This window comes from Achromobacter sp. Root170, from assembly GCF_001428165.1.
Lineage (GTDB): Bacteria > Pseudomonadota > Gammaproteobacteria > Burkholderiales > Burkholderiaceae_B > Achromobacter > Achromobacter mucicolens.
In genome coordinates this window covers 640,799-662,796 of sequence record NZ_LMHN01000012.1, presented here as the reverse complement: position 1 = coordinate 662,796, position 21,998 = coordinate 640,799, and the positions used below count along the sequence as shown (strand labels likewise).

Annotated in this window: 16 protein-coding genes and 1 pseudogene; 9 read left to right on the top strand and 8 right to left on the bottom strand. The window is 65.3% G+C overall.

From position 1 onward, the window contains the following. Nucleotides 1-40 precede the first annotated feature (40 nt). Both ASD87_RS13225 and ASD87_RS13220 read left to right on the top strand, forming a co-directional pair. Nucleotides 41-1,282, top strand: a pseudogene (locus ASD87_RS13225) (hydantoinase/carbamoylase family amidase); the annotation flags it as partial. Between the two features lie 4 nt (nt 1,283-1,286). Further along, nucleotides 1,287-2,513, top strand: coding sequence for an ArgE/DapE family deacylase (locus tag ASD87_RS13220; protein ID WP_056322126.1), 1,227 nt, complete (start codon nt 1,287-1,289; stop codon nt 2,511-2,513). Here the strand turns inward: ASD87_RS13220 and ASD87_RS13215 are convergent. Further along, entirely contained in the window at nt 2,510-4,561 is a 2,052-nt protein-coding gene (locus tag ASD87_RS13215) for an OPT family oligopeptide transporter (RefSeq protein WP_056322123.1), read from the bottom strand. The two genes, ASD87_RS13220 and ASD87_RS13215, sit on opposite strands and share 4 nt — an antisense overlap. A 212-nt stretch (nt 4,562-4,773) precedes the next feature. Here ASD87_RS13215 and mdeB point away from each other — a divergent pair, with 212 nt between their 5' ends. The 3 genes from mdeB (at nt 4,774) to ASD87_RS13200 (ending at nt 10,529) form a co-directional block, all read left to right on the top strand. Then, nucleotides 4,774-7,461, top strand: coding sequence for an alpha-ketoglutarate dehydrogenase (gene mdeB, locus ASD87_RS13210; protein ID WP_056322121.1), 2,688 nt, complete (start codon nt 4,774-4,776; stop codon nt 7,459-7,461). 214 nt (nt 7,462-7,675) lie between these two features. Then, nucleotides 7,676-9,976 (top strand): NADP-dependent malic enzyme, encoded by a 2,301-nt coding sequence (locus tag ASD87_RS13205; RefSeq protein WP_056322119.1) that lies wholly within the window; start codon nt 7,676-7,678, stop codon nt 9,974-9,976. A gap of 100 nt (nt 9,977-10,076) precedes the next feature. Next, on the top strand, nt 10,077-10,529 hold the full coding sequence (locus ASD87_RS13200; RefSeq protein WP_056322116.1) for a DUF2214 family protein: 453 nt from the start codon (nt 10,077-10,079) through the stop codon (nt 10,527-10,529). 9 nt (nt 10,530-10,538) lie between these two features. On the opposite strand, the gene ASD87_RS13195 is transcribed toward ASD87_RS13200, so the two are convergent. After that, nucleotides 10,539-11,651 carry a hypothetical protein gene (locus ASD87_RS13195; protein ID WP_056322114.1) on the bottom strand — a complete coding sequence of 371 codons (1,113 nt, stop codon included), beginning with the start codon at nt 11,649-11,651 and terminating at the stop codon, nt 10,539-10,541. 170 nt (nt 11,652-11,821) lie between these two features. On the opposite strand from ASD87_RS13195, the gene ASD87_RS13190 reads away from it, so the two are divergent. From ASD87_RS13190 to ASD87_RS13175, 4 genes are all read left to right on the top strand, one after another. After that, nucleotides 11,822-12,361, top strand: coding sequence for a fimbrial protein (locus ASD87_RS13190; RefSeq protein WP_056322111.1), 540 nt, complete (start codon nt 11,822-11,824; stop codon nt 12,359-12,361). Between the two features lie 79 nt (nt 12,362-12,440). Beyond that, nucleotides 12,441-13,178 (top strand): fimbria/pilus periplasmic chaperone, encoded by a 738-nt coding sequence (locus ASD87_RS13185; RefSeq protein WP_056322109.1) that lies wholly within the window; start codon nt 12,441-12,443, stop codon nt 13,176-13,178. 138 nt (nt 13,179-13,316) lie between these two features. Beyond that, the gene (locus ASD87_RS13180) at nt 13,317-15,887 is read left to right on the top strand and encodes a fimbria/pilus outer membrane usher protein (RefSeq protein ID WP_056322106.1); all 2,571 of its coding nucleotides are present in this window, start codon (nt 13,317-13,319) and stop codon (nt 15,885-15,887) included. 14 nt (nt 15,888-15,901) lie between these two features. Further along, a complete protein-coding gene (locus tag ASD87_RS13175; protein WP_056322102.1) occupies nt 15,902-16,927 on the top strand; it encodes a fimbrial protein in 1,026 nt (341 codons plus the stop codon). A 94-nt stretch (nt 16,928-17,021) separates the two neighbouring features. Here the strand turns inward: ASD87_RS13175 and ASD87_RS13170 are convergent, their stop codons facing one another. The 6 genes from ASD87_RS13170 to sdhC are packed head-to-tail and all read right to left on the bottom strand — an operon-like array spanning nt 17,022 to nt 21,951. Then, complete coding sequence (locus ASD87_RS13170) at nt 17,022-18,332, bottom strand: citrate synthase (protein ID WP_056322100.1); 1,311 nt, start codon at nt 18,330-18,332, stop codon at nt 17,022-17,024. A 19-nt stretch (nt 18,333-18,351) separates the two neighbouring features. After that, nucleotides 18,352-18,612 carry a succinate dehydrogenase assembly factor 2 gene (locus tag ASD87_RS13165; protein WP_056322097.1) on the bottom strand — a complete coding sequence of 87 codons (261 nt, stop codon included), beginning with the start codon at nt 18,610-18,612 and terminating at the stop codon, nt 18,352-18,354. 24 nt (nt 18,613-18,636) lie between these two features. After that, nucleotides 18,637-19,353 carry a succinate dehydrogenase iron-sulfur subunit gene (locus tag ASD87_RS13160; protein ID WP_056322095.1) on the bottom strand — a complete coding sequence of 239 codons (717 nt, stop codon included), beginning with the start codon at nt 19,351-19,353 and terminating at the stop codon, nt 18,637-18,639. Between the two features lie 18 nt (nt 19,354-19,371). Then, entirely contained in the window at nt 19,372-21,150 is a 1,779-nt protein-coding gene (gene sdhA, locus ASD87_RS13155; RefSeq protein ID WP_056322092.1) for a succinate dehydrogenase flavoprotein subunit, read from the bottom strand. A gap of 3 nt (nt 21,151-21,153) precedes the next feature. Then, nucleotides 21,154-21,537 (bottom strand): succinate dehydrogenase, hydrophobic membrane anchor protein, encoded by a 384-nt coding sequence (sdhD, locus tag ASD87_RS13150; RefSeq protein ID WP_056322089.1) that lies wholly within the window; start codon nt 21,535-21,537, stop codon nt 21,154-21,156. Continuing rightward, nucleotides 21,538-21,951: a succinate dehydrogenase, cytochrome b556 subunit gene (gene sdhC / locus ASD87_RS13145; protein ID WP_056322086.1), complete on the bottom strand. Its 414-nt coding sequence runs from the start codon at nt 21,949-21,951 to the stop codon at nt 21,538-21,540. Nucleotides 21,952-21,998: the final 47 nt, after the last annotated feature.

Genomic DNA, 21,998 nt, shown 5'->3' with positions numbered 1-21,998 from the left:
CGAGCCGCGCCCGCACAGCCGCCACGGCGAAACCGGCATGGGCAGCGACATCTGGGACTGGCACGAGGCGCTCAGCGTCTACAGCGATCCGGGTTACGCCGAAAAAGGCCAGCTCACGGTCACCTACCTGACCGACGCACACCGCGCCTGCGCCGCGCGCATCTCGCAATGGATGCGCGACTGCGGCTTTGACGAGGTCGGCATCGACGCCGTCGGCAATGTGGTGGGACGCTATCGCGCCGCCCGCGCCGGCGCGCCGGTCCTCATGACCGGCAGCCACTTCGACACGGTGCGCAACGCCGGCAAGTACGACGGCCGGCTTGGCATCTTCGTGCCCATGGCCTGCGTGCGCGCGCTGCATCGCGAGAACCGGCGTCTGCCGTTCGACGTGGAGGTGATCGCCTTCGCCGAGGAAGAAGGCCAGCGCTACCGGGCCACGTTCCTGGGCTCGGGCGCGTTGATTGGCAGCTTCAATCCCGACTGGCTCGCGCAGAAGGATGCGGACGGCATCACCATGCGCGAGGCCATGACGCACGCGGGCCTGGACATCGCCGGGATTGCCGGCCTGCGGCGCGATCCGGCCAATTACCTGGGCTTTGTCGAGGTGCACATCGAGCAGGGTCCGGTCCTGTATGAAATGGGGCTGCCGCTTGGCGTCGTCACGTCCATCAACGGCTGCGTGCGCCATCAGGTGCAGATCCTGGGCCTGGCCAGCCATGCCGGCACCACGCCCATGAACCGGCGGCGCGACGCGGCCGTCGCGGCCGCCGAGCTGGCGCTCTATGTTGAAAGCCGCGCCGCCCGCGATGGCGATTCGGTCGGCACGGTAGGCATGTTCGAAGTGCCCAGCGGATCGATCAACGTCGTGCCGGGCGAGTGCCGCTTCAGCCTGGACCTGCGCGCCCCCAGCGATGCGCAGCGCGACGCGCTGGTCGATGACGTGCTGGCCGAGCTGGCCGCCATCTGCGCGCGGCGCGGCCTGCGCTATTCGATTGAAGAAACCATGCGCGCCGCCGCCGCGCCCAGCGATCCGCGCTGGCAGCAGCGCTGGGAGCGCGCGGTCGACGCGCTGGGCGTCCCCGTGCACCGCATGCCCAGCGGCGCCGGCCACGACGCCATGAAGCTGCACGAGATCATGCCGCAGGCGATGCTCTTCGTGCGCGGCCAGAACAACGGCATCAGCCACAACCCCCGCGAATCCACCACCAGCGACGATATCGAACTTGCCGCGCAAGCCATGCTGGGCTTGCTCGACGCGCTGGCCAACGAAACCTCGACATAACGCCATGACCGATTACGCCCGACTCGACGCCTGGGTGGACGCCCATTTCGACGAAGAAGTCCGCTTCCTGCAAGATCTGGTGCGCGTGCCCACCGACACGCCGCCCGGCAACAACGCCCCGCACGCCGAGCGCACCGCGCAACTGCTGCAGGATTTTGGCCTGCACGCCGAAGCGCACCCCGTGCCGGCCCAGGCCGTCGCGGACTACGGCATGCAGTCCATCACCAACCTCATCGTGCGCCGCGAATACGGCGGCGCAGGCCCGCGCATCGCGCTCAACGCGCACGGCGATGTGGTGCCCCCCGGCGACGGCTGGAAGCACGATCCCTACGGCGCCGAGATCGAGGACGGCTGCCTGTACGGCCGCGCCGCAGCCGTCAGCAAGAGCGACTTCGCCAGCTTCACGTTTGCGCTGCGGGCGCTGGAAGCCGTCGCCATGCCGTCGCGCGGCGCGGTGGAGCTGCACTTTACCTACGACGAGGAATTTGGCGGTCTGCTGGGTCCGGGCTGGCTCCTGGAGCAGGGATTGACCCGCCCCGACCTGATGATCGCGGCCGGCTTCAGCTATGAAGTCGTCACCGCGCACAACGGCTGCCTGCAGATGGAAGTGACGGTGCACGGCAAGATGGCCCACGCCGCCATCCCAAGCAGCGGCGTCGACGCCTTGCAAGGCGCCGTCGCGATTCTGAATGCGCTGTATGCGCAGAACGCGCATTACCAAGCGATCACGTCGCAGGTCCCGGGCATTTCGCATCCGTACCTGAACGTGGGGCGGATCGAAGGCGGCACAAACACGAACGTGGTGCCCGGCAAGGTCAGCTTCAAGCTGGACCGCCGCATGATTCCCGAAGAAAACGCCGCAGAGGTCGAGGCCGACATCCGGCGCATCATCGAAGAAGCCGCGGCTTCATGTCCCGGTATCCGTGTCGAAATCAAGCGGTTGCTGCTGGCCAATTCGATGCGCCCGCTGCCCGGCGCGCAGCCGCTGGTGCAGGCCATCCAGCAACATGGCGAAGCGGTTATCGGCGAACCCATTCCCGCGATGGGCACACCGCTCTACACCGACGTGCGCCTGTACGCCGAAGCCGGCATCCCCGGCGTGATCTACGGCGCGGGCCCGCGCACGGTGCTGGAATCGCACGCCAAGCGCAACGACGAGCGCATCAATCTGGAAGACCTGCGCCGCGCCACGAAGGTCATTGCACGAACGTTGGCGGATTTGCTGCACTAAGCCAGCCGCATCACCCGGCGCCAGAACAGCACGGCCACCAGCACGAAGACGGCCAACCCGAGGTAGGACGCCATGCCGGCGAACGCCTCGCCCGCGATCGCCAGCGGCGCCTCGGAGCCCGTGCCGCCGATGATGGCCGCCATCAGCACGCCCACCAGGCTCTCGCCCACGATCAGGCCCGAGGCGATCAGCACGCCGCGGCGGTTGGCCGCCTCGGCGAAGCGGTCGTAGGGCTGGTTGGCGGCGGCGGCGCGGCGGCGCAGGGCGCGCTCAAGCAGCCAGGCCAGCAGCGCGCCCGCCACGATGGGCGCGGCGACGGTCGGCGGCAGGTAGATGCCGATGCCGACCGCCAGCACGGGAATGCGCGCCACCTTGCAGGTGCGCTTCATGATCTCGTCCACCACGATCAGCCCCACGCCCACCGCCATGCCGATCAGGATCATCGTCCAGTTCAACTGGTGGGTGAAGATGCCGCGCGTGATCGCCAGCATCAGCGTGGCCTGCGGCGCGGACAGCGCCTGCGAGGCGTCCATGCCCTCGCGCGGCATCGCGTCCGCAAACCCGTAAGCGTTGTACAGCAGCTCCAGCACCGGCGAAATCACCGCCGCACCGACGACGCAGCCGATCAGCAGCGCGACCTGCTGACGCCACGGGGTTGCCCCCACCAGCCAGCCGGTCTTCAGGTCCTGCAGGTTGTCGTTCGAAATCGACGCCACCGCCACGACGGCCGACGTGCTGAAGATCGCCAGGGCAATCGCCATCTGCACGCCGTTTTCCAGCGCCATCAGCTCGCCGCCCACGCCCAGCATCAGCACGGACACCAGGACGATGGCGACGATGCCCACGCCGGAGATCGGGCTGGTCGACGACCCCACCAGGCCGGCCATGTAGCCGCAAGCCGCGGCCACCAGGAAACCGAACACAAAGGCGAAGAGGACCGCGTAGGCCACCAGCTTCCAGATGGCGCCGGCCGACAGCGGCGTGCCCGACAGGAACACCTGGAACGTGAAGACCAGGATTGCCACCAGCACCAGCGTCACGGCCGAGATCCAGCCCGCCGACAGGTCGCGTTCGGTGCGCGGCGCGGTGCCCGCTCGGGCCGCGCCCTCCTTGGTCAAGGCCGAAAACGAGGCCTTCACGCCGCGCGCCATCGGCACGAACAGCGTCGCCAGCGTCCAGATCGCGCCGACGCCGATCACGCCCGCGCCAATGAAGCGCACCTGCGAGGACCACAGGCCCGTGGCATAGGACGCCAGCGTCGCGCCCGCGGGCATGTCGCCCATGGCCGTCAGGATGGGCACCGCGATGCCCCACGCAATGACCAGCCCGGTCAACATCGCCAGCCCGGCGACGATGCCGATCAGGTAGCCCGCGCCCAGCAGCGCCAGCGAAAAGCCCATCGGCAGCCTGAACACGGCGCCGCCCAATGCAAACCAGCCGCTCACGCTGTCGCCCAGCACGCGCAGCCCGCTGGCGGCAAAGCTGACCACGGCCGCCGCGACGCCCCCGGCGACGATGTCGCCCATGCCGGTGGCGGCGGGTTTGGCCGACGCGTGCGCGGCGGTCTGCGGCGCGTCCTGCGCGCGCTCGGCGCTGCCCACCCGCAGAATCTCCGCCGCCGCCACGCCTTCCGGATACGGCAGGTTGCTCTGCACCACCATCACGTGGCGCAGCGGAATCGTGAACATCACGCCCAGCATGCCGCCGGCCGCGCAGATGCCCAGCGTCTGCCAGAACGGAAAGCCCTGCCAGTGGCCCATCATGACCAGCGCCGGCAGGATGAAGATGATGGCCGACAGCGTGCCGGCCGCCGAGGCCTGCGTCTGCACCATGTTGTTTTCAAGGATGTTGGCGTCCTTGAACATGCGAAGGACCGACATCGAGATCACGGCCGCCGGAATGGCCGACGAGAACGTCAGGCCCACTTTGAGCCCCAGGAACACGTTCGAGGCGGTGAAGATGACGGTGATCAGCGCGCCGAGCAGGACGCCCCGGACGGTCAGCTCGGGCAGCGTGACCTCCGGCGGAACGCGGATGGGCTGGGTCATGGGTTTCTCCCTATTGATAGCCGCGCATTCTAGCGCCAGACCGTCCACCCCGTGGTCACCAGCGGTAAACGCGATCGGGCAGTGGAACCTGCCGTGCAGCAGGATCCTGACGAAAGATTATGCTGAAAGCGCCGGATTCCCCTGGGGAATTTGATGACTCATGCCTCGGGCATGGGTCTAGCATGAGCAGTAAAAACAGGAGACGACTTACCATGCTCGACCCTCGCCAGCCCCTTTCCGGATCGGCCCTCCAGGAGGACGCCGACCCCGCCGAAACCGCCGAATGGCGCGAAGCGTTGCAGTCCCTGCTGCAGGCCGACGGGGCCGAGCGCGCAGGCTACGTGCTGGACAGCGTCCTGGGCCACGCCGCCTCGCTCGGGCTGCGCGCCAACAGCCAGACCCGCACCGCCTACCTGAACACCATTCCCGCCGACCAGGAACCGCCCTTCCCCGGCAACCTGGCCGTCGAAGAGCGCATCGCCCGCATCAACCGCTGGAACGCGCTGGCGATGGTGGTGCGCGCCAATCAGGCGCACGGCGAGCTGGGCGGCCACATCGCCAGCTACGCGTCGGCCGCCGACCTGTTCGAAGTCGGCTTCAATCATTTCTTTCGCGCCCGCACGGACGGCAACCCGGGCGACATCGTCTACATGCAGCCGCATTCGGCGCCCGGCGTCTACGCGCGCGCCTTCCTCGAAGGCTTTCTGGGCGAAGACGACCTGGCGCATTTCCGCCAGGAAATCACCGCCACCACGCGCGGCTTGCGCGGCCTGTCCTCGTACCCCCATCCGTGGCTGATGCCGGATTTCTGGCAGTTCCCCACCGGCTCGATGGGCATCGGCCCCATCAACGCCATCTACCAGGCGCGCTTCATGCGCTATCTGGAACATCGCTCGCTGGTGCCCGGCGCCGACCGCAAGGTGTGGGGCATCTTTGGCGACGGCGAAATGGACGAGCCCGAATCCATCGCGGCGCTCACGCTGGCCGCGCGCGAAAAGCTCGACAACCTGATCTTCGTCGTCAACTGCAACCTGCAGCGCCTGGACGGCCCGGTGCGCGGCAACGGCCGCATCATCGACGAACTCGAAACCCTGTATGCCGGCGCCGGCTGGAACGTCATCAAGCTCGTCTGGGGCAGCGACTGGGACGCGCTGCTGCGCCGGGACACGGGCGGCGCGCTCGCCCGCGCCTTCGCCAACACCGTGGACGGCCAGTTCCAGACCTTCGCGGCCAACGATGGCGCATTCAACCGCGCCCATTTCTTCAACCAGAATCCCGAGCTGGCGGCGCTGGTGGCCGACTGGTCCGACGACGCCATCGACCGCCTGCACCGGGGCGGCCATGACATGGTGAAGATCCATGCCGCCTACCATCGCGCCGCGAACCATCGCGGCCAGCCCACCGTCATCCTCGCGCAGACCAAGAAGGGGTTTGGCATGGGAACGGCCGGCCAGGGCAAGATGACCACCCATCAGCAAAAGAAGCTGGACGACGAAGCGCTGCTCGCGTTCCGCGACCGCTTCGCGCTGCCGATTTCCGACGCCGACTGCCTGGCGCTCAAGTTCTACCGCCCCGCCGACGACAGCGCCGAAATGCGCCACCTGCAGGCGCGCCGCGCCGCGCTGGGCGGCTATATCCCGCGCCGCAACGCCGAGGCCCCGCGGCTCGCGCCCCCGGACGCCGACCAATGGGCGCGCTTTGCGCTGGCGGCCGACGGCAAGGAGATGTCGTCCACGATGGCCATCGTGCGCATGCTGACCGCGCTGCTCAAGGACGCCACCGTGGGCCCGCGCATCGTGCCCATCGTCGCGGACGAGGCGCGCACCTTCGGCATGGCCAACCTGTTCCGGCAGATCGGCATCTATTCGGCGCAGGGCCAGCTCTATGAGCCCGAGGACATCGGCTCGGTGCTGTACTACCGCGAGGCCCGCGACGGCCAGATCCTCGAAGAAGGCATCACCGAGGCCGGCGCCATCTCGTCCTGGACGGCGGCCGGCACCAGTTACTCGGTCAACGGCCTGCCGATGCTGCCGTTCTATATCTATTACTCGATGTTCGGATTCCAGCGCATCGGGGACCTGATCTGGGCCGCCGCCGACCAGCGCGCCCGGGGCTTTCTGATCGGCGCCACGTCGGGCCGCACGACACTGGGCGGCGAAGGCCTGCAGCACCAGGACGGCTCCAGCCACATCATGGCCGCCACCGTGCCCAATTGCCGCGCCTACGATCCGGCCTACGCCTTTGAGGTCGCCGTCATCGTCGAACATGGCATGCGGCGCATGCTGGACGAGCAACGCGATGAATTCTTCTACCTGACCGTCACGAACGAGAACCTGGCGCAGCCGGACATGCCCCAGGATCCCGGGACGCGCGAAGGCATCCTGCGCGGCCTGTACCGGCTGCGGCCCGCGCGCGGCACGGCGCAGGTCCGCCTGCTCGGCGCCGGCCCCATGCTGCGCGAAGCCGAGCTGGCTGCCGCGCGCCTGCACGACGAATTCGGCGTGGATGCGGAAGTCTGGAGCGTGACCAGCTTTTCGGAGCTGGCCCGCAGCGGCCGCCAAGCCGAGCGCGCACGCGTGCTGGGCCTGGAAGCGCCGCAGGACCAGGACTGGGTGCACACCTGCCTGGCCGGCAGCGACGCGCCGGTGATCGCGGCCAGCGACTACGTGCGCGCCGTGCCCGAACAGATCCGCGCCTACGTAAAAGCGCCCTACCGCACGTTGGGCACGGACGGTTTCGGGCGCAGCGACACGCGGGCGCGCTTGCGCGATTTCTTCGAAGTCGGCGCCGACTGGATCGTGCTGCATGCGCTGGACAGCCTGGACAGGCAGGACGATGCGCGCACCTTGCGCCGCGCCTTGAACGCTGGCAGCCGCCAGGCGCCGCCGTGGGAAATCTAGGGTCTCATCCATTTCACCTCGTCCATCGGGGCGGCGCCGCGCACGCGTTTGCTTGATCAAAAGCGAACGCTCGCTGCACTGCAGCAACCAAGCACCCGCGCTTTCTGGTGAAATACGGGTGTTCCCTAAGCATTTCGCGATGAATACGGCGGGCCGCGAGCCCGCCTTTTGCATCCCTGTTTTTTTTCCGTTAGCCCTTTCAGGCCCCGATCCCATGGACGAAACTCTCACCAAACTGGCGTTGGACTACCACGCCTATCCCACTCCCGGCAAAATCTCGGTCACCCCGACCAAGACCCTGGCCAACCAGGACGACCTGTCCCTGGCCTACTCCCCCGGCGTGGCTGCGGCTTGCATGGCCATTTTCGACCAGGGCGACGACGCCGCCTCCAAGTACACGTCGCGCGGCAACCTCGTGGGCGTGATCACCAACGGCACCGCCGTGCTGGGCCTGGGCAACATCGGTCCGCTGGCCGCCAAGCCCGTGATGGAAGGCAAGGGTTGCCTGTTCAAGAAATTCGCCGGCATCGACGTGTTCGACATCGAACTCGCGGAAAACGATCCGGACAAGCTGGTGGACATCATTGCCGCACTCGAGCCCACGCTGGGCGGCGTCAACCTTGAAGACATCAAGGCGCCCGAGTGCTTCTACATCGAGAAGAAGCTGCGCGAGCGCATGAAGATCCCCGTCTTCCACGACGACCAGCACGGCACCGCCATCATCTCGTCGGCCGCCATCCTGAACGGCCTGAAGGTCGTGAACAAGGACATCGGCTCGGTCAAGCTGGCCTGCTCCGGCGCCGGTGCCGCGGCCATCGCCTGCCTGGACCTGCTGGTTCACCTGGGCATCAAGCGCGAAAACATCTTCGTGGTCGACTCGCGCGGCGTCATCTGGGACGGCCGCGACGAGAACATGGAAGCCAACAAGAAGCGCTACGCGCAAAAGACCGACGCGCGCACGCTGGCCGACGTGGTCAATGGCGCCGACGTGTTCCTGGGCTGCTCGACCGCTGGCGTGCTGACTGCCGACATGGTCAAGACCATGGCCGACCGTCCGCTGATCCTGGCCCTGGCCAATCCGGAACCCGAAATCCGCCCCGAAGTCGCCAAGGCCGCGCGCCCCGACTGCATCATCGCGACGGGCCGTTCGGACTACCCGAACCAGGTCAACAACGTCCTGTGCTTCCCGTTCATCTTCCGCGGCGCCATGGATGCCGGCGCTTCGCGCATCACCGAAGAAATGAAGCTGGCGTGCGTCAAGGCGATCGCCGACCTCGCCCAGGCCGAGCAGAACGATGAAGTGGCCCGCGCCTACGCTGGCCAGGAACTGTCGTTCGGTCCCGAATACATCATCCCCAAGCCGTTCGACCCGCGCCTGATTGTCCAGATCGCGCCGGCCGTCGCGCAGGCCGCCGCCGACTCCGGCGTTGCCGCCCGCCCCATCGAGGACATCGAGGCCTACCGCCAGAAGCTGATGGGCTTCGTGTACCACTCGGGCCAGCTGATGCGCCCGCTGTTCGCCCAGGCCAAGAAGGCGCCCAAGCGCGTCATCTACGCCGACGGCGAAGACGAGCGCGTCCTGCGCGCCGTGCAGACGGTTGCCGACGAAAAACTGGCGTTCCCGATCCTGATCGGCCGTCCCGCCGTCATCGAGATGCGCATCCAAAAAGCAGGCCTGCGCCTCATCGCCGGCCAGCACTTCGAGATCGTGGATCCCGAAGACGACAGCCGCTTCAACGAAACCTGGAACGCGTACTACCAGTTGAAGGGCCGTGAAGGCGTGACGCCGGCCATCGCCAAGGCAATGATCCGCAAGCACAACACGCTGATCGGCGCGATGCTGCTGCGCCGTGGCGACGCCGACGCACTGCTGTGCGGCGTGGCCAGCAAGTACGACAACCAGCTCAAGTACATCGACGAAATCATCGGCAAAAAGGAAGGCCAGACCTACGCCGCCCTGAACGTGCTGATGCTGCCCGACCAGACGCTGTTCGTCACCGACACCCACGTCAACGAAAACCCGACGGCCGAGGAAGTCGCCAGCATCACGATCCAGGCCGCCGACGAAATGCTGCGTTTCGGCGTGGTGCCCAAGATCGCGCTGCTGTCGCACTCGAACTTCGGCAGCCGCATCACGGAATCGTCGCGCAAGATGGCCGCCGCGCGCCAGATCGTGCAAGACCGCGCCCCCGACCTGGAAGTCGACGGCGAAATGCACGCCGACGCCGCCCTGTCCGAAAAGATCCGCGTCCTGGCCTACCCGGACAGCACGCTGAAGGGCCCGGCCAACCTTCTGGTCATGCCCAACCTGGACACCGGCAACATCACGTACAACATGCTGAAGATGACCGGCAGCAATGGCGTCGCGATGGGTCCGATCCTGCTGGGCGCCGCGCGTCCCGTGCATATCCTGACCACCAGCGCCACCGTGCGCCGCATCGTCAACATGACGGCCCTGGCCGTGGTGGATGCGCAGCAGGAAGCCGCGGAAGAAGCCAAGAAGCGCCGCCGCTGATCGCACCCTCTGGCTGCACGCCCACGGGCGCCCCTCAAACGGGGCGCCCGTTTTCTTTTTTGGATGGTAAAACCTAGCTTGACCTTTACCTGGAGACGACATGCTGGCCGATGCAATGTATGCCTGGTTCCACTACCTGGCGATCTTTGTTCTGGTGGTGGTGCTCACCGCCGAAGCTGTATTGCTGCGCCCCGACCTGACGCCCGCCGGTGTCAAGCGCCTCATCGTCTACGACCGCCTCTATGGCGTGAGCGCAATCCTCGTCCTCGTCACCGGGGTGCTGCGGCTGACCGCCGGCGCCAAGGGCGCCGCGTTCTACATGGGCAATCCCTGGTTCCACGCCAAGATTTCGCTCTTTGTCGTCATCGCGCTCTGTTCCATTCCGCCCACGCTGACCTTCCTGCGCTGGGCAAAACAACGGCGCCAGCAGCCGGAGTTCGTCCCCGCCCTGCCCGAGATCAAGCGCGCGCGCCGCTGGGTGATGATCGCTTCGCACCTGTTCGTCTTCCTGCCGCTCTTCGCGGTGCTGATGGCGCGCGGCATCGGCTACTGATGCCGGCGGCTATGGGCAGCGGGCGCGCGCCGGGCGCGCCGGCTCCTTGCCGTCGACGACGAACGTGTCAAAGCGGAACACACCCGCCGCGTCGTTGCTGACGATCTTGATGAACTCGCCCTGCGGCGTATGCATCACGGACATGCCTTCGGGCACGTCCTCGTGGCCGGGCCGCACCGCGGCCTGCCCGTTCCAAGGACTGAAGACCAGGACGCCCGGGTACGGTTCACGATCCTCCCCCGCGCCCCGCCGCGCAGTCTTGAACTGCGTGCCGGCGGGGTACGTCAGGCCGCCGAACTGCGTGCGGCACGCCAGCTCCGCGTCCGTGACCCGCAATACGTTGCGCGACGCATCCAGGTAGAGCGTGGGCCGGCTGAGAAACAGCCCGTACAGCGGCACGGCTGCCTCGCTTTCCACCTCGAGCCGCCAGCGGTCGGCGTCCCGCGAACCATCCGTGTAGACCGTGCCGCTTGATCCGCGCAACGCTGTGCCTGCCGCGATGGCCAGGCCCGCGGCCTCGTTGCCCGGCGCCAGCACGCATTGTTCGAACGCCTTCATGGCGCCGTCCGGTTCGACGGCGAACTCGATGTCCTGCGCGCCGTCGCACCCCCACCCTTGCACGGTCTGCACGCCCGCGCCCCGCAGGATGACCGTGCGCGGATGCCGGCCAAGCGTGGCGTAGGTTTGCGCTTCGTACTCGGTGTCCAGGTAGCGTCGTGCAGACGTTGCCTGCACGCCCAGCATGGGCACCGCTTGCGGAAAACTGGCCTCGACGTAGGTGTCGAGCTTGCCCTCGTCCTTCAGCGTCAGGCGCGTGCCCGCCGGCATCGCCACGCCGCCGACCACTGCGGGCTCCTGCAACGTGACGCGCAGCGCCGCCTGCTTGCGATCGATGTCCCGGCCCACCTGCCACATCACTGCCTGGAACCACGCATAGAAGCTGAACGGCGCGGCCAGCGCCAGGCAAAGCACGATGGACGTCTTCCAATACTTGCGGACGGTGCGCCGGGCGCGGCCGCTGGCCACCAGGGCGACGCCCCAGCCCAACAACAACAGGCCGGCGAAAAAGCCGGCCGTGAGCAGAATGAAAAAACTGGCGCTGGGAAGTGCTATCGGAATCATGGCGGTGATGCTATCCGCAAAATTACTCTCTGGCGAATTATCAGAATTTTATTAAAGACACCACTTCTCGGACCGACTGTAATCACACATGTCGCCGAGCAGTACGCCATAAACCTCTGAAAAGCACCGTCGGCGCATTGCTTTTCAGCCCCTTTGACAGACATCCACTTATGAAATCCAAAGTAATCATCGCGCTGGCCATCGGCGCCCTCGCTTCCACTTCGCAGCTGGCATTTGCCTCGGACGGCACGATCAATTTCACGGGCGCCATATCCGCCAACACGTGCACCATCGACGGCAACGGCACCGGCAGCAAGAACTTCAACGTGCTCATGCCCACGGTCGGCGTCGATTCACTGACGGCCGCGGGCCAAACGGCCGGCACCACGCCCTTCACCATCCGCCTGACCGCATGCACCCCGGGTACGGGCATGGTCCACACCCTGTTCGAACCCGGCGCCAACGGCAATGCGGCCACCGGCAACCTGACGATCTCCGCGGGGGGTGCAGCCAACGTCGAGATCCGCCTCCTGAATGGCGACGCAACACCCATCAGCGTCACCGTCGCTGACGAGGCCCAGAACTCCAAGGCCGTCTCCCTGGCCAACGGCGAGGCCACGCTTCATTACCAGGCTCAGTATTTCGCGCTCGGCCAGGCAGGCGCGGGCAACGTGAACGCCACTGCCAAATACACCATCATTTATCAATAAGCCGCCCGGCTTGGCCTTGCGCTCGTTTGCAGCCGCCCGGATCAGTAGTCAAGCCCCCATTTACAGTCCGAGGAAACCGATGAATCCATTCAACGTAGCTCTTGCAGCCGGAGCATTGGCAGGCTGTATCTTCGCTGCCGCGCCGGCAACCGCATCCGTCGTCATTGGCAGCACCCGAATCGTCTATGAGGCCGGCCAGGCGGAAGTCAACGTCAAGCTCAAGAACGAGGGCGACCAGCCCGCGCTCACCCAGACCTGGATCGACACGGGCGACGCCAAGGCGGCGCCGGGATCCATCCAGGTGCCCTTTATCGTGACCCCTCCCGTGTCCCGCATCGACCAGGGCAAGGGCCAGACCCTGCGCCTGATGCACACGGGCGAACCGATGAGTGAGGACAAGGAGTCCGTGTTCTGGCTCAACGTGCTGGAAATTCCGCCCAAGGACAAAGCCAGCCAGAACCTCCTGCAGATGGCATTCCGGTCGCGGATCAAGCTGTTCTATCGCCCCGCGGGACTCAAAGGCAAGGCCGAGGACGCGCCCGCGCAAGTCAGCTGGCGTCTGGTCCGGTCCGGCAATCGCAACGCTATCGAAGCCACCAACCCCACGCCGTATCACGTCACCTTCATCGAAGTGAACGTGGCCAGCAACGGCAAGCGCGCCAAGTTCACCGACGGCGACATGCTTGCCCCCGGCGAAAAAAAGCTCCTGCCTCTGGTAGGAGACGTGATCCAGGGCGCAAATGCCGAAGTCTCGTACCGCTTCCTGAATGACCACGGCGGCGCAGTCAAAGGCGCCCGGGCCCTCAGCCCCGCCTAGCGCGACCTAAGCATTACCGGCCCGCACCGACCGGCCGGCTGTCCGCTCACCAACCCATCACCCGACGCCTCCAGGGCGGCGCGATCGGCCGGCATCCGCCTGCCGGCAGCGCCGCGCCTGATCGCGCACCTGCCCATCATGGAACGTCTCGCCACCACGCCGCATTTCGCGCTTGCCGCGATCACGCTAAGCCTGCTCAGCGCAACTGCCTGGGCCGACGGCGCCACCGAACTCGCCGCCCTGAATGCGGACGTGGAGTTCAACGATGCCTTCCTGAGCGGTGCGGACGTGGACGTCAGCCAGTTCTCGCGCTCGAACAGCGCCATCCCCGGCACCTATCGCCTCGATGTGCAGGTGAACGACCGCTGGCTGGGGCGCACCGACGTGCGCATCGGCAAACCCTCTTCCGCAAACGCGCCGCTTCAGGCCTGTTTCGACTCGGCGCTGGTGGAATTGGTGGGCATCGACCTTGCCAAGATCGACGCGGCGCGTGCCGAACTGCTGAACGGCACCCAGTGCGTCGCGTTGACCGACCTGGTGAAGGAAGCGCGCGCGCAGTTCGATGCGGGCGAACAGCGGCTGAACGTGACGGTGCCCCAGGCCTCGCTGGTCAGGCAGGGCCGCGGTTTCGTGGACCCCAAGCATTGGGACGAAGGCGTGCCGGCCGCGCTGTTGAATTACAACGCCAACTTCTACACCTCTCGCGCCGATGGCAAGGCGTCGACCCAGAGCTTTGCGGGCCTGAATGCCGGCGCTAACGTGGGTCCCTGGCGCTTGCGCCACTCCGGCAGCGCAACCCATGGCAGCAAGAGCGGCCTGCAATATCAAAGCGTGCAGACCAATCTGCGGCGCAACATCACGGGCATGAAGAGCCAGCTGGTGATTGGCGATGCGTTCACTGACGGATCGACTTTCGACAGCGTCGGATTTCGCGGCGTGCAGATGTCCAGCGACGATCGCATGTCTCCCGAATCGCAGCGCGGCTTCGCCCCGACCTTGCGCGGCATCGCCAACACGAACGCGCGCGTCCAGGTGCGCCAGAACGGCAACATCATTTACGAAACCACCGTCGCGCCCGGTCCTTTCATCATCGACGACCTGTACGCCACCGGCTACGGCGGTGACCTGGAAATGGTGGTCAACGAAGCCGACGGCCGCGTGCTGGTGTCCCGGGTGCCTTTCTCCGGCGCGGTGAATTCATTGCGCCCGGGCGTGACCCGCTACAGCGTCACCGCAGGCCAGTACCGCACGCCGCAGACGGCCGATCGCCCCCTGATGGCGCAAGCGACCGTGCAGCACGGCATCAACAATCTTGTGACCGCCTATGGCGGCCTGACCGGGGCCCAGGGCTACGGCGCAGTATTGGGCGGCGCGGCGCTGAACACCGATTTTGGCGCGTTTGGACTGGACGTCACCCAGGCGGCCACGCGCCTGCCAAAAGAAAAAAACCGCACTGGGCAAAGCGTCAAACTGAGCTACTCCAAGTTTCTGGAGCCCACTCGCACAAGCCTCACGCTCGCCGCCTACCGCTACTCCACCCGTGGCTACCTGAGCATGGCCGACGCCATGGAACTGAGATCCCGGCAAGAACAGGGGCAAGGCGCAGGCCAATATGGCACGCAGCGAGGCCGTCTGCAGGCGACGATCAACCAGAACCTGCCGGCCGGCTATGGGTCCCTGCACTTCACGGGATCGACCCAGGACTACTGGGACAGACCCGGCCGCGACACGCAGATCCAGGCGGCCTACAGCAACAGCTACAAGCGCGTGAACTACAGCGTCTCGGCCACCCGCCAACTCAACGTGGGAACCCAGAAGTGGGACAACCAGGTCATGCTCAACCTGGGCATTCCGCTCGGCCGCAACCAGAATCCGGTCTATGCGTCGACCAGCATGCAAAAGGCTTCGGATGGATCCAGCAGCGTCCAGCAATCCGTGGCGGGCTCGCTCGGCGCGAATAACGCGTTCAACTACGGCGTCAGCGCCGGGCGCGCCGTGTCGTCCAACGGTCCGGCCAACACCAGCATTGCTGCGAACGCCTCCTACATCACGCCCGTCACGGCCGTGTCGGCCAGCGCCAGCACCAGTTCGAACTACACCCAATACGGCGGCGGCATTTCCGGCGGCGTCGTGGCCTATGGTGGCGGCCTCGTCATGACGCCGGTCACCGGCGAAACGGTTGCGATCGTCGAGGCGAAAGACGCAGCGGGCGCGCGGGTGCTCAACAGCACCGGGGTGCGCCTGGATTCCAAAGGCCGCGCGATCGTATCGACCTTGACTCCCTATGCCAGGAACGCCATCGAGCTCGATCCCAAGGGGCTCCCGCTGAATGTCGAGCTCAAGGCGACCGAACAACAGGTGGCCCCCACCGCCGGCGCGGTGGTTCGGCTGACCTTCGAAACCGAAAACGTGGGAAGCGCGGCGCTGCTGACGGTGGCCATGCACGGCGGAGAGCCCCTTCCCTTTGGCGCCGACGTGCAGGACGCCGACGGAAACAGCGTGGGTGTCGTGGCGCAGGGCGGCCGCGTGCTGGCGCGCGGGTTGAAGGACACGCAGGGCATCCTGACCGTGAAATGGGGCGCGAACAACAGCGAAGCTTGCTCGTTTGGCTATGCCCTGCCCGAGCAGCGTCTCAAGGATGCCTCGCTGCCTCAGGCGAGCGGACTGCTCTGCGAAAAGACGGCGCCAACCCGGATCGCCAAAAACTGATGATGGAAATACTGATGAACAAGACCATATTGCGCGCGGCGTTCGGGCTGCTTGGCTTGCTGGGCTCCACGACCTCGTGGGCCGTCGCGAACTGCACCCAGACGATAAGCTCGGTTTCCGTGAACACGCCGCCGCACATCACGATACCCCGGGATGCGGCCATCGGCACGGCCCTTACCGACTGGCTGACAACCGGAGCCACTACCGATTGGTTCACCTGCAGCGTCTCCGGAAACAGTGGCACGGGGACGGGACTGCACACCGTTATTCCCAGCGCAGGTCAGACGAAAGTGGTTGACGGAATCACCTACGAGGTCCATGCGACAGGCGTCGACGGCCTGGGCATCATCATCGGAGGCCGCACCTACGTCAACGGCTGCGGATGGGCGGCATTCCAGGCCCTCAACCGGACCTGGAGAACCCGCGGATGCAACATGCAAGGCACGGCCACCAACGGCGGACAGCTACGTGCGATGTTCGTCAAGACCGGCCCCGTCGCCACCGGCGTCGTTCCGCCGACAACCATTGCAAGCGCGGCATCGTTCTCGAATGAAACCGGCAGCATGCTCAGCCAGGATCCCGGCCTGGAGATCCAGTTTGTCACCATGGCGGTGCTGCTGATGTCGCAGGCCTGCACCACGCCCGACGTTTCCGTATCCCTCGGAACTCCCCAGGCTTCGGTATTCACGGGCGCGGGCGCTTCCAGTCAGCTTGTCGGGTTCGATATTTCGCTCAACGGCTGCCCCGCAGGCATGAGCGCCATTCACTACCAGATCGATGCCGCCACGCCCATCGTGGACGCCGCAAACGCAGTCATTGGCCTGGACGCGACTTCAACGGCAACCGGCGTCGGCGTGCAGTTGCTGGACGCCGACGGAAATCCGGCCGTGCTGGGAACGAAGCTGCCGTTTGCCGGCTACAACAGTGCAACGGGCGGCAGCTTCAAAATCCCCTTGCGCGCCCGATACCGCCAAACCGGCGCCACGGTCACGCCAGGCTCGGCCAACTCGGCAGTCACCTTCACGATGAACTACCTGTAGCCTCCACCCGTAGCCGCCAAAAAAAAACGCCAGTCGGCGCGGGGCTGACTGGCGTTTTGCCGGAAGGCGTTGCCTTCCGGATGCGCATTGCGAATTAACGCTTGTCCATCGGGGGCACGTCGCGCGTGACCGAACCGGTGAACAGCTGGCGCGGACGGCCGATCTTGTAATCGGGATCCGACAGCATTTCGTTCCATTGGGCGATCCAGCCCACCGTGCGGGCCAGCGCGAAGATGGCCGTGAACAGCGAGGTCGGGATGCCGATGGCGCGCTGGACGATACCCGAGTAGAAGTCCACGTTCGGGTACAGCTTGCGCTGCACGAAGTACGGATCTTCCAGGGCGATGCGTTCCAGTTCCATGGCCAGCTTGAACAGCGGGTCGTTTTCCAGACCCAGGGCGGCCAGCACTTCCTTGCAGGTTTCCTGCATCAGCTTGGCGCGCGGGTCGTAGTTCTTGTAGACGCGGTGGCCAAAGCCCATCAGGCGCACGCCCGAGTTCTTGTCCTTGACCTTCTCCATGAACTCGCCGACCTTGTCGATGCCGCCGTTGGCTTGCAGTTCTTCGAGCATCTGCAGGCAAGCTTCGTTGGCGCCGCCGTGAGCCGGACCCCACAGGCAAGCCACACCAGCCGAGATAGCCGCGAACGGGTTGGTGCCCGACGAGCCGCACAGGCGGACGGTCGAGGTCGACGCGTTTTGCTCGTGGTCGGCGTGCAGGATGAAGATGCGGTCCAGCGCGCGCTCGACGACTTCATTGACCTTGTAGTCTTCGCACGGCGTGGCGAACATCATGCGCAGGAAGTTGCCCGTGTAGGACAGATCGTTTTGCGGGTAGATGAACGGTTGGCCTTGCGAGTACTTGTACGCCATCGCAACCAGCGTCGGCATCTTGGCGATCAGGCGGATGGCCGAGATGTGGCGATGCTGCGGGTTCGTGATGTCGGTGGAGTCGTGGTAGAACGCGGACAGCGCACCCACCAGGCCCGTCAGGACGGCCATCGGGTGGGCGTCGCGGCGGAAGCCACGCAGGAAGAAGTGCAGTTGCTCGTTGACCATCGTGTGATGGGTCACTTGCGAGTCGAAATCGGCCTTTTGTTCCTGGTTCGGCAGTTCGCCGTTCAGGATCAGGTAGCAGATGTCCATGAAGTCGCAGTTCACGGCCAGCTGTTCGATCGGGTAGCCGCGGTACAGCAGTTCGCCCTTGTCGCCGTCGATGTACGTGATGCCGGATTCGCACGCGGCCGTCGACATGAAGCCGGGGTCAAACGTGAACATGCCCGTCTGGCCGTACAGCTTGCGGATGTCGATCACATCCGGACCGACCGTGCCCTTGTAGACAGGGAACTCAATGGGTGCGCTGCCATCCGAGAAGGATAGAGTGGCTTTTTTGTCAGACAGGTTCATGTTTATTCCTCTCAATTAATCAGAGCGAGCGCATCTGGCCAATAATCGCCCGAAGCTTGGGGGTGTCCAATTCGCCTTCGAGTTCCTTTCTGGCCAGCAGCAGATCGAGAAGATCGTTGTCTCCCATCTCGAAAAGCTGGGTCAATGCGGCCACGTCATCATCGGTAAGCTCAGCTTCGTGGGCATCCAGATACCGGGTGATGATCAAGTCGTTTTCGAGCAGGCCGCGGCGCGCCCGCCAACGCAGTCGCGCCCGCTCCAGTTCAGTCAGCCTGCTCATTCGTACACCTCAAATACACAAAAACTAGACCGTGCGGCGGACCATCAGTTCCTTGATCTTGCCGATCGCCTTGGTCGGGTTCAGTCCCTTGGGACAGACGTCGACGCAATTCATGATCGTGTGGCAACGGAACAGACGGTACGGGTCTTCCAGGTTGTCCAGGCGCTCGCCGGTGGCTTCGTCGCGGCTGTCGGCGATAAAGCGGTAGGCTTGCAGCAGGCCGGCCGGGCCGACGAACTTGTCAGGATTCCACCAGAACGACGGGCAGGAAGTGGAACAGCACGCGCACAGGATGCACTCGTACAGGCCATCGAGTTCCTCGCGCGCCTCGGGCGACTGCAGGCGCTCTTTTTCGGGCGGCGGCGTGTCGTTGATGAGGTACGGGCGGATCGAGTGGTACTGGTTGAAGAAGTGCGTCATGTCCACGATCAGGTCGCGGATGACCGGCAGGCCAGGCAGCGGACGCAGGACGATCGGTTCCTTCAGTTCGCGCAGGTTCGTGGTGCAGGCCAGGCCGTTCTTGCCGTTGATGTTCATGGCGTCGGAACCGCACACGCCTTCACGGCACGAGCGGCGCAGGGCCAGGCTGTCATCGACGTCGTTCTTGATGCGCACCAGCGCATCGAGCAGCATCTTGTCGGTGGGCTGGAGTTCGACGTCCAGCTTCTGCATGTAGGGACGCTCGTCCTTGTCCGGATCGTAGCGGTAGATTTCGAACTTGACGATTCTCTTGGTGCTCATAGTAGGCTCAATCCGGACTTAGAAGGTACGCGCCTTGGGCGGGAAGGACTCGACCGTCAGCGGCTTCATCTGAACAGGCTTGTAATCCAGGCGGCTGCCTTCGGAGTACCAAAGCGTGTGCTTCAGCCAGTTCTCGTCGTCGCGGGTCGGGTGGTCGTCAAGCGCATGCGCGCCGCGGCTTTCGGTGCGGGCGGCGGCCGACTTGATGGTGGCGCGGGCCACTTCGGTCATGTTCGCCAGTTCCAGCGCCTCGACGCGGGCGGTGTTGAACACCTTGGACTTGTCCTTGAAGTAGATGCTGTCGGCTTGCTTGGCCAGATCTTCGATCTGGGTCACGCCTTCGTTCAGCAGCTCCAGCGTGCGGAACACGCCGCAGTGGCGCTGCATCGAGAAGCGGATGGCGTTGCCGATGTCTTGCGTCTTTTCGCCGGACGTGCGCGATTCCAGCTTGTTGATGCGGTCCAGCGAGAATTCGACGGCCTGCTGCGGCAGGTCCTGGTGCGCGCGCTGGCGCTCAGGATGCGAATTCACGATGTGGTTGCCGGTGGCGCGGCCGAACACGATCAGGTCGAGCAGCGAGTTCGTGCCCAGGCGGTTGGCGCCGTGGACCGACACCGCGGCGCATTCGCCGATGGCGTACAGGCCGTTGACGATCTTGTTCTCGCCGTTTTCGCGCGTCAGCACCTGGCCGTGGTAGTTGGCCGGAATGCCGCCCATCTGGTAGTGGATGGTCGGAACGACGGGGATCGGTTCCTTGATCGGGTCCACGTTGCCGAACTTGATGGCGATTTCGCGGATCGAGGGCAGGCGCTTGTTGATGACGTCGGCGCCCAGGTGGTCAAGCTTGAGCACCACGTAGCTGCCGTCCGGACCGCAACCGCGGCCTTCCTTGATTTCCTGGTCCATCGAGCGCGACACGAAGTCGCGCGGCGCCAGATCCTTCAGGGTGGGCGCATAGCGCTCCATGAAGCGCTCGCCATCCTTGTTCAAGAGGATGCCGCCTTCGCCGCGCACGCCTTCCGTGATCAGCACGCCCGCGCCGGCCACGCCGGTCGGGTGGAACTGCCAGAATTCCATGTCTTGCAGCGGGATGCCCGCACGGGCAGCCATGCCCAGGCCGTCGCCGGTGTTGATGAACGCGTTGGTGGAAGCGGCCCAGATGCGGCCCGCGCCGCCGGTGGCCAGCACCGTGGTCTTGGCTTCCAGGATGTAGATCTCGCCCGTTTCCATTTCGAGGGCGGTCACGCCCACGACGTCGCCGGCTTCGTTGCGCAGCAAGTCCAGCGCCATCCATTCGACGAAGAACTGGGTACGCGCGGCAACGTTGCGCTGATAGAGCGTGTGCAGCAGGGCGTGGCCGGTACGGTCGGCAGCGGCACAGGCGCGCTGGACGGGCTTTTCGCCGAAGTTCGCGGTATGGCCGCCGAACGGACGCTGATAGATCGTGCCGTCGGGGTTGCGGTCGAACGGCATGCCGAAGTGCTCGAGCTCGTACACGGCGTTCGGGGCTTCACGGCACATGAATTCGATGGCGTCCTGGTCGCCCAGCCAGTCCGAACCCTTGACGGTGTCGTACATGTGCCAGTACCAGTTGTCTTCGCTCATGTTGCCCAGGGAGGCGCTGACGCCGCCCTGCGCGGCAACGGTGTGCGAGCGCGTGGGGAACACTTTGGAGAGCACCGCAACGGACAGCCCCGCTTGGGACAGTTGCAGCGAACAACGCATGCCGGCTCCGCCGGCGCCAACGACCACCACATCAAACTGGCGGCGCGGCAGGGATTTCATGACAGAGACCACGGCTTAAATGCTCCAGAGGATTTGCGCGAAGTAAACGACCGAACCGACCAGCCAGAGGATCGTCAGCACTTGCAGCAGCAGGCGCACGCCCACCGACTTGACGTAGTCCATCCAGATGTCGCGCACGCCAATCCAGGCATGCCAGGCCAGCGCAACGAATGCAAGGGTGGCCAGGATCTGGCCAACCGGAAGAACGCCCACGTAGAAATTGAACAGCGCGGTCCAGTGCTCGTACGTGAAGGCAGGCATCATGAGGATGCCGATGAGCAGCACCAGCGTGTACACGGCCATGATGACGGCGGTGATGCGCTGGATGATGAAGTCCATGACGCCATAGTGCGCGCCGACGACCAGGCGCTTGGGTCCGTAGTTTTTAGCGGCGGCCATTTACAGCACTCCGAACAGTTTGAGAGCAAACACCAGGGTCAGCGCGAGGCTGACGCCGAACACCACGCCGGCGCTCTTCTTGGACGATTGCTTGTCGATGCCGATGTGCAGATCCAGCATCAGGTAGCGGATGCCCGCACAGAAGTGGTGCAGGTAGCCCCACACGAGGACGAGGAAAACGAGCTTGACGATCGGGTTGCCGGCGTACGCGGCCACGGCGGCGAACGTCTGGGGCGCGGCCACGCTGGCCGCGAACAGCGGCAGGATGACCAAGGGAAGACAGAGGAACAACAACGCGCCGCTGACGCGGTGCAGAATGGACAGCTTGCCGGCCAGGGGCAGGCGGTAACTGGCAAGTTGCGCAATACCAATATTGCGAAACTGCGGACGTGGCTTGGCAGCGGTGTCGGACATGACGGCCTCGGTGTTTCGGAACTAGGGAATCGTTACGGCAAAATTGC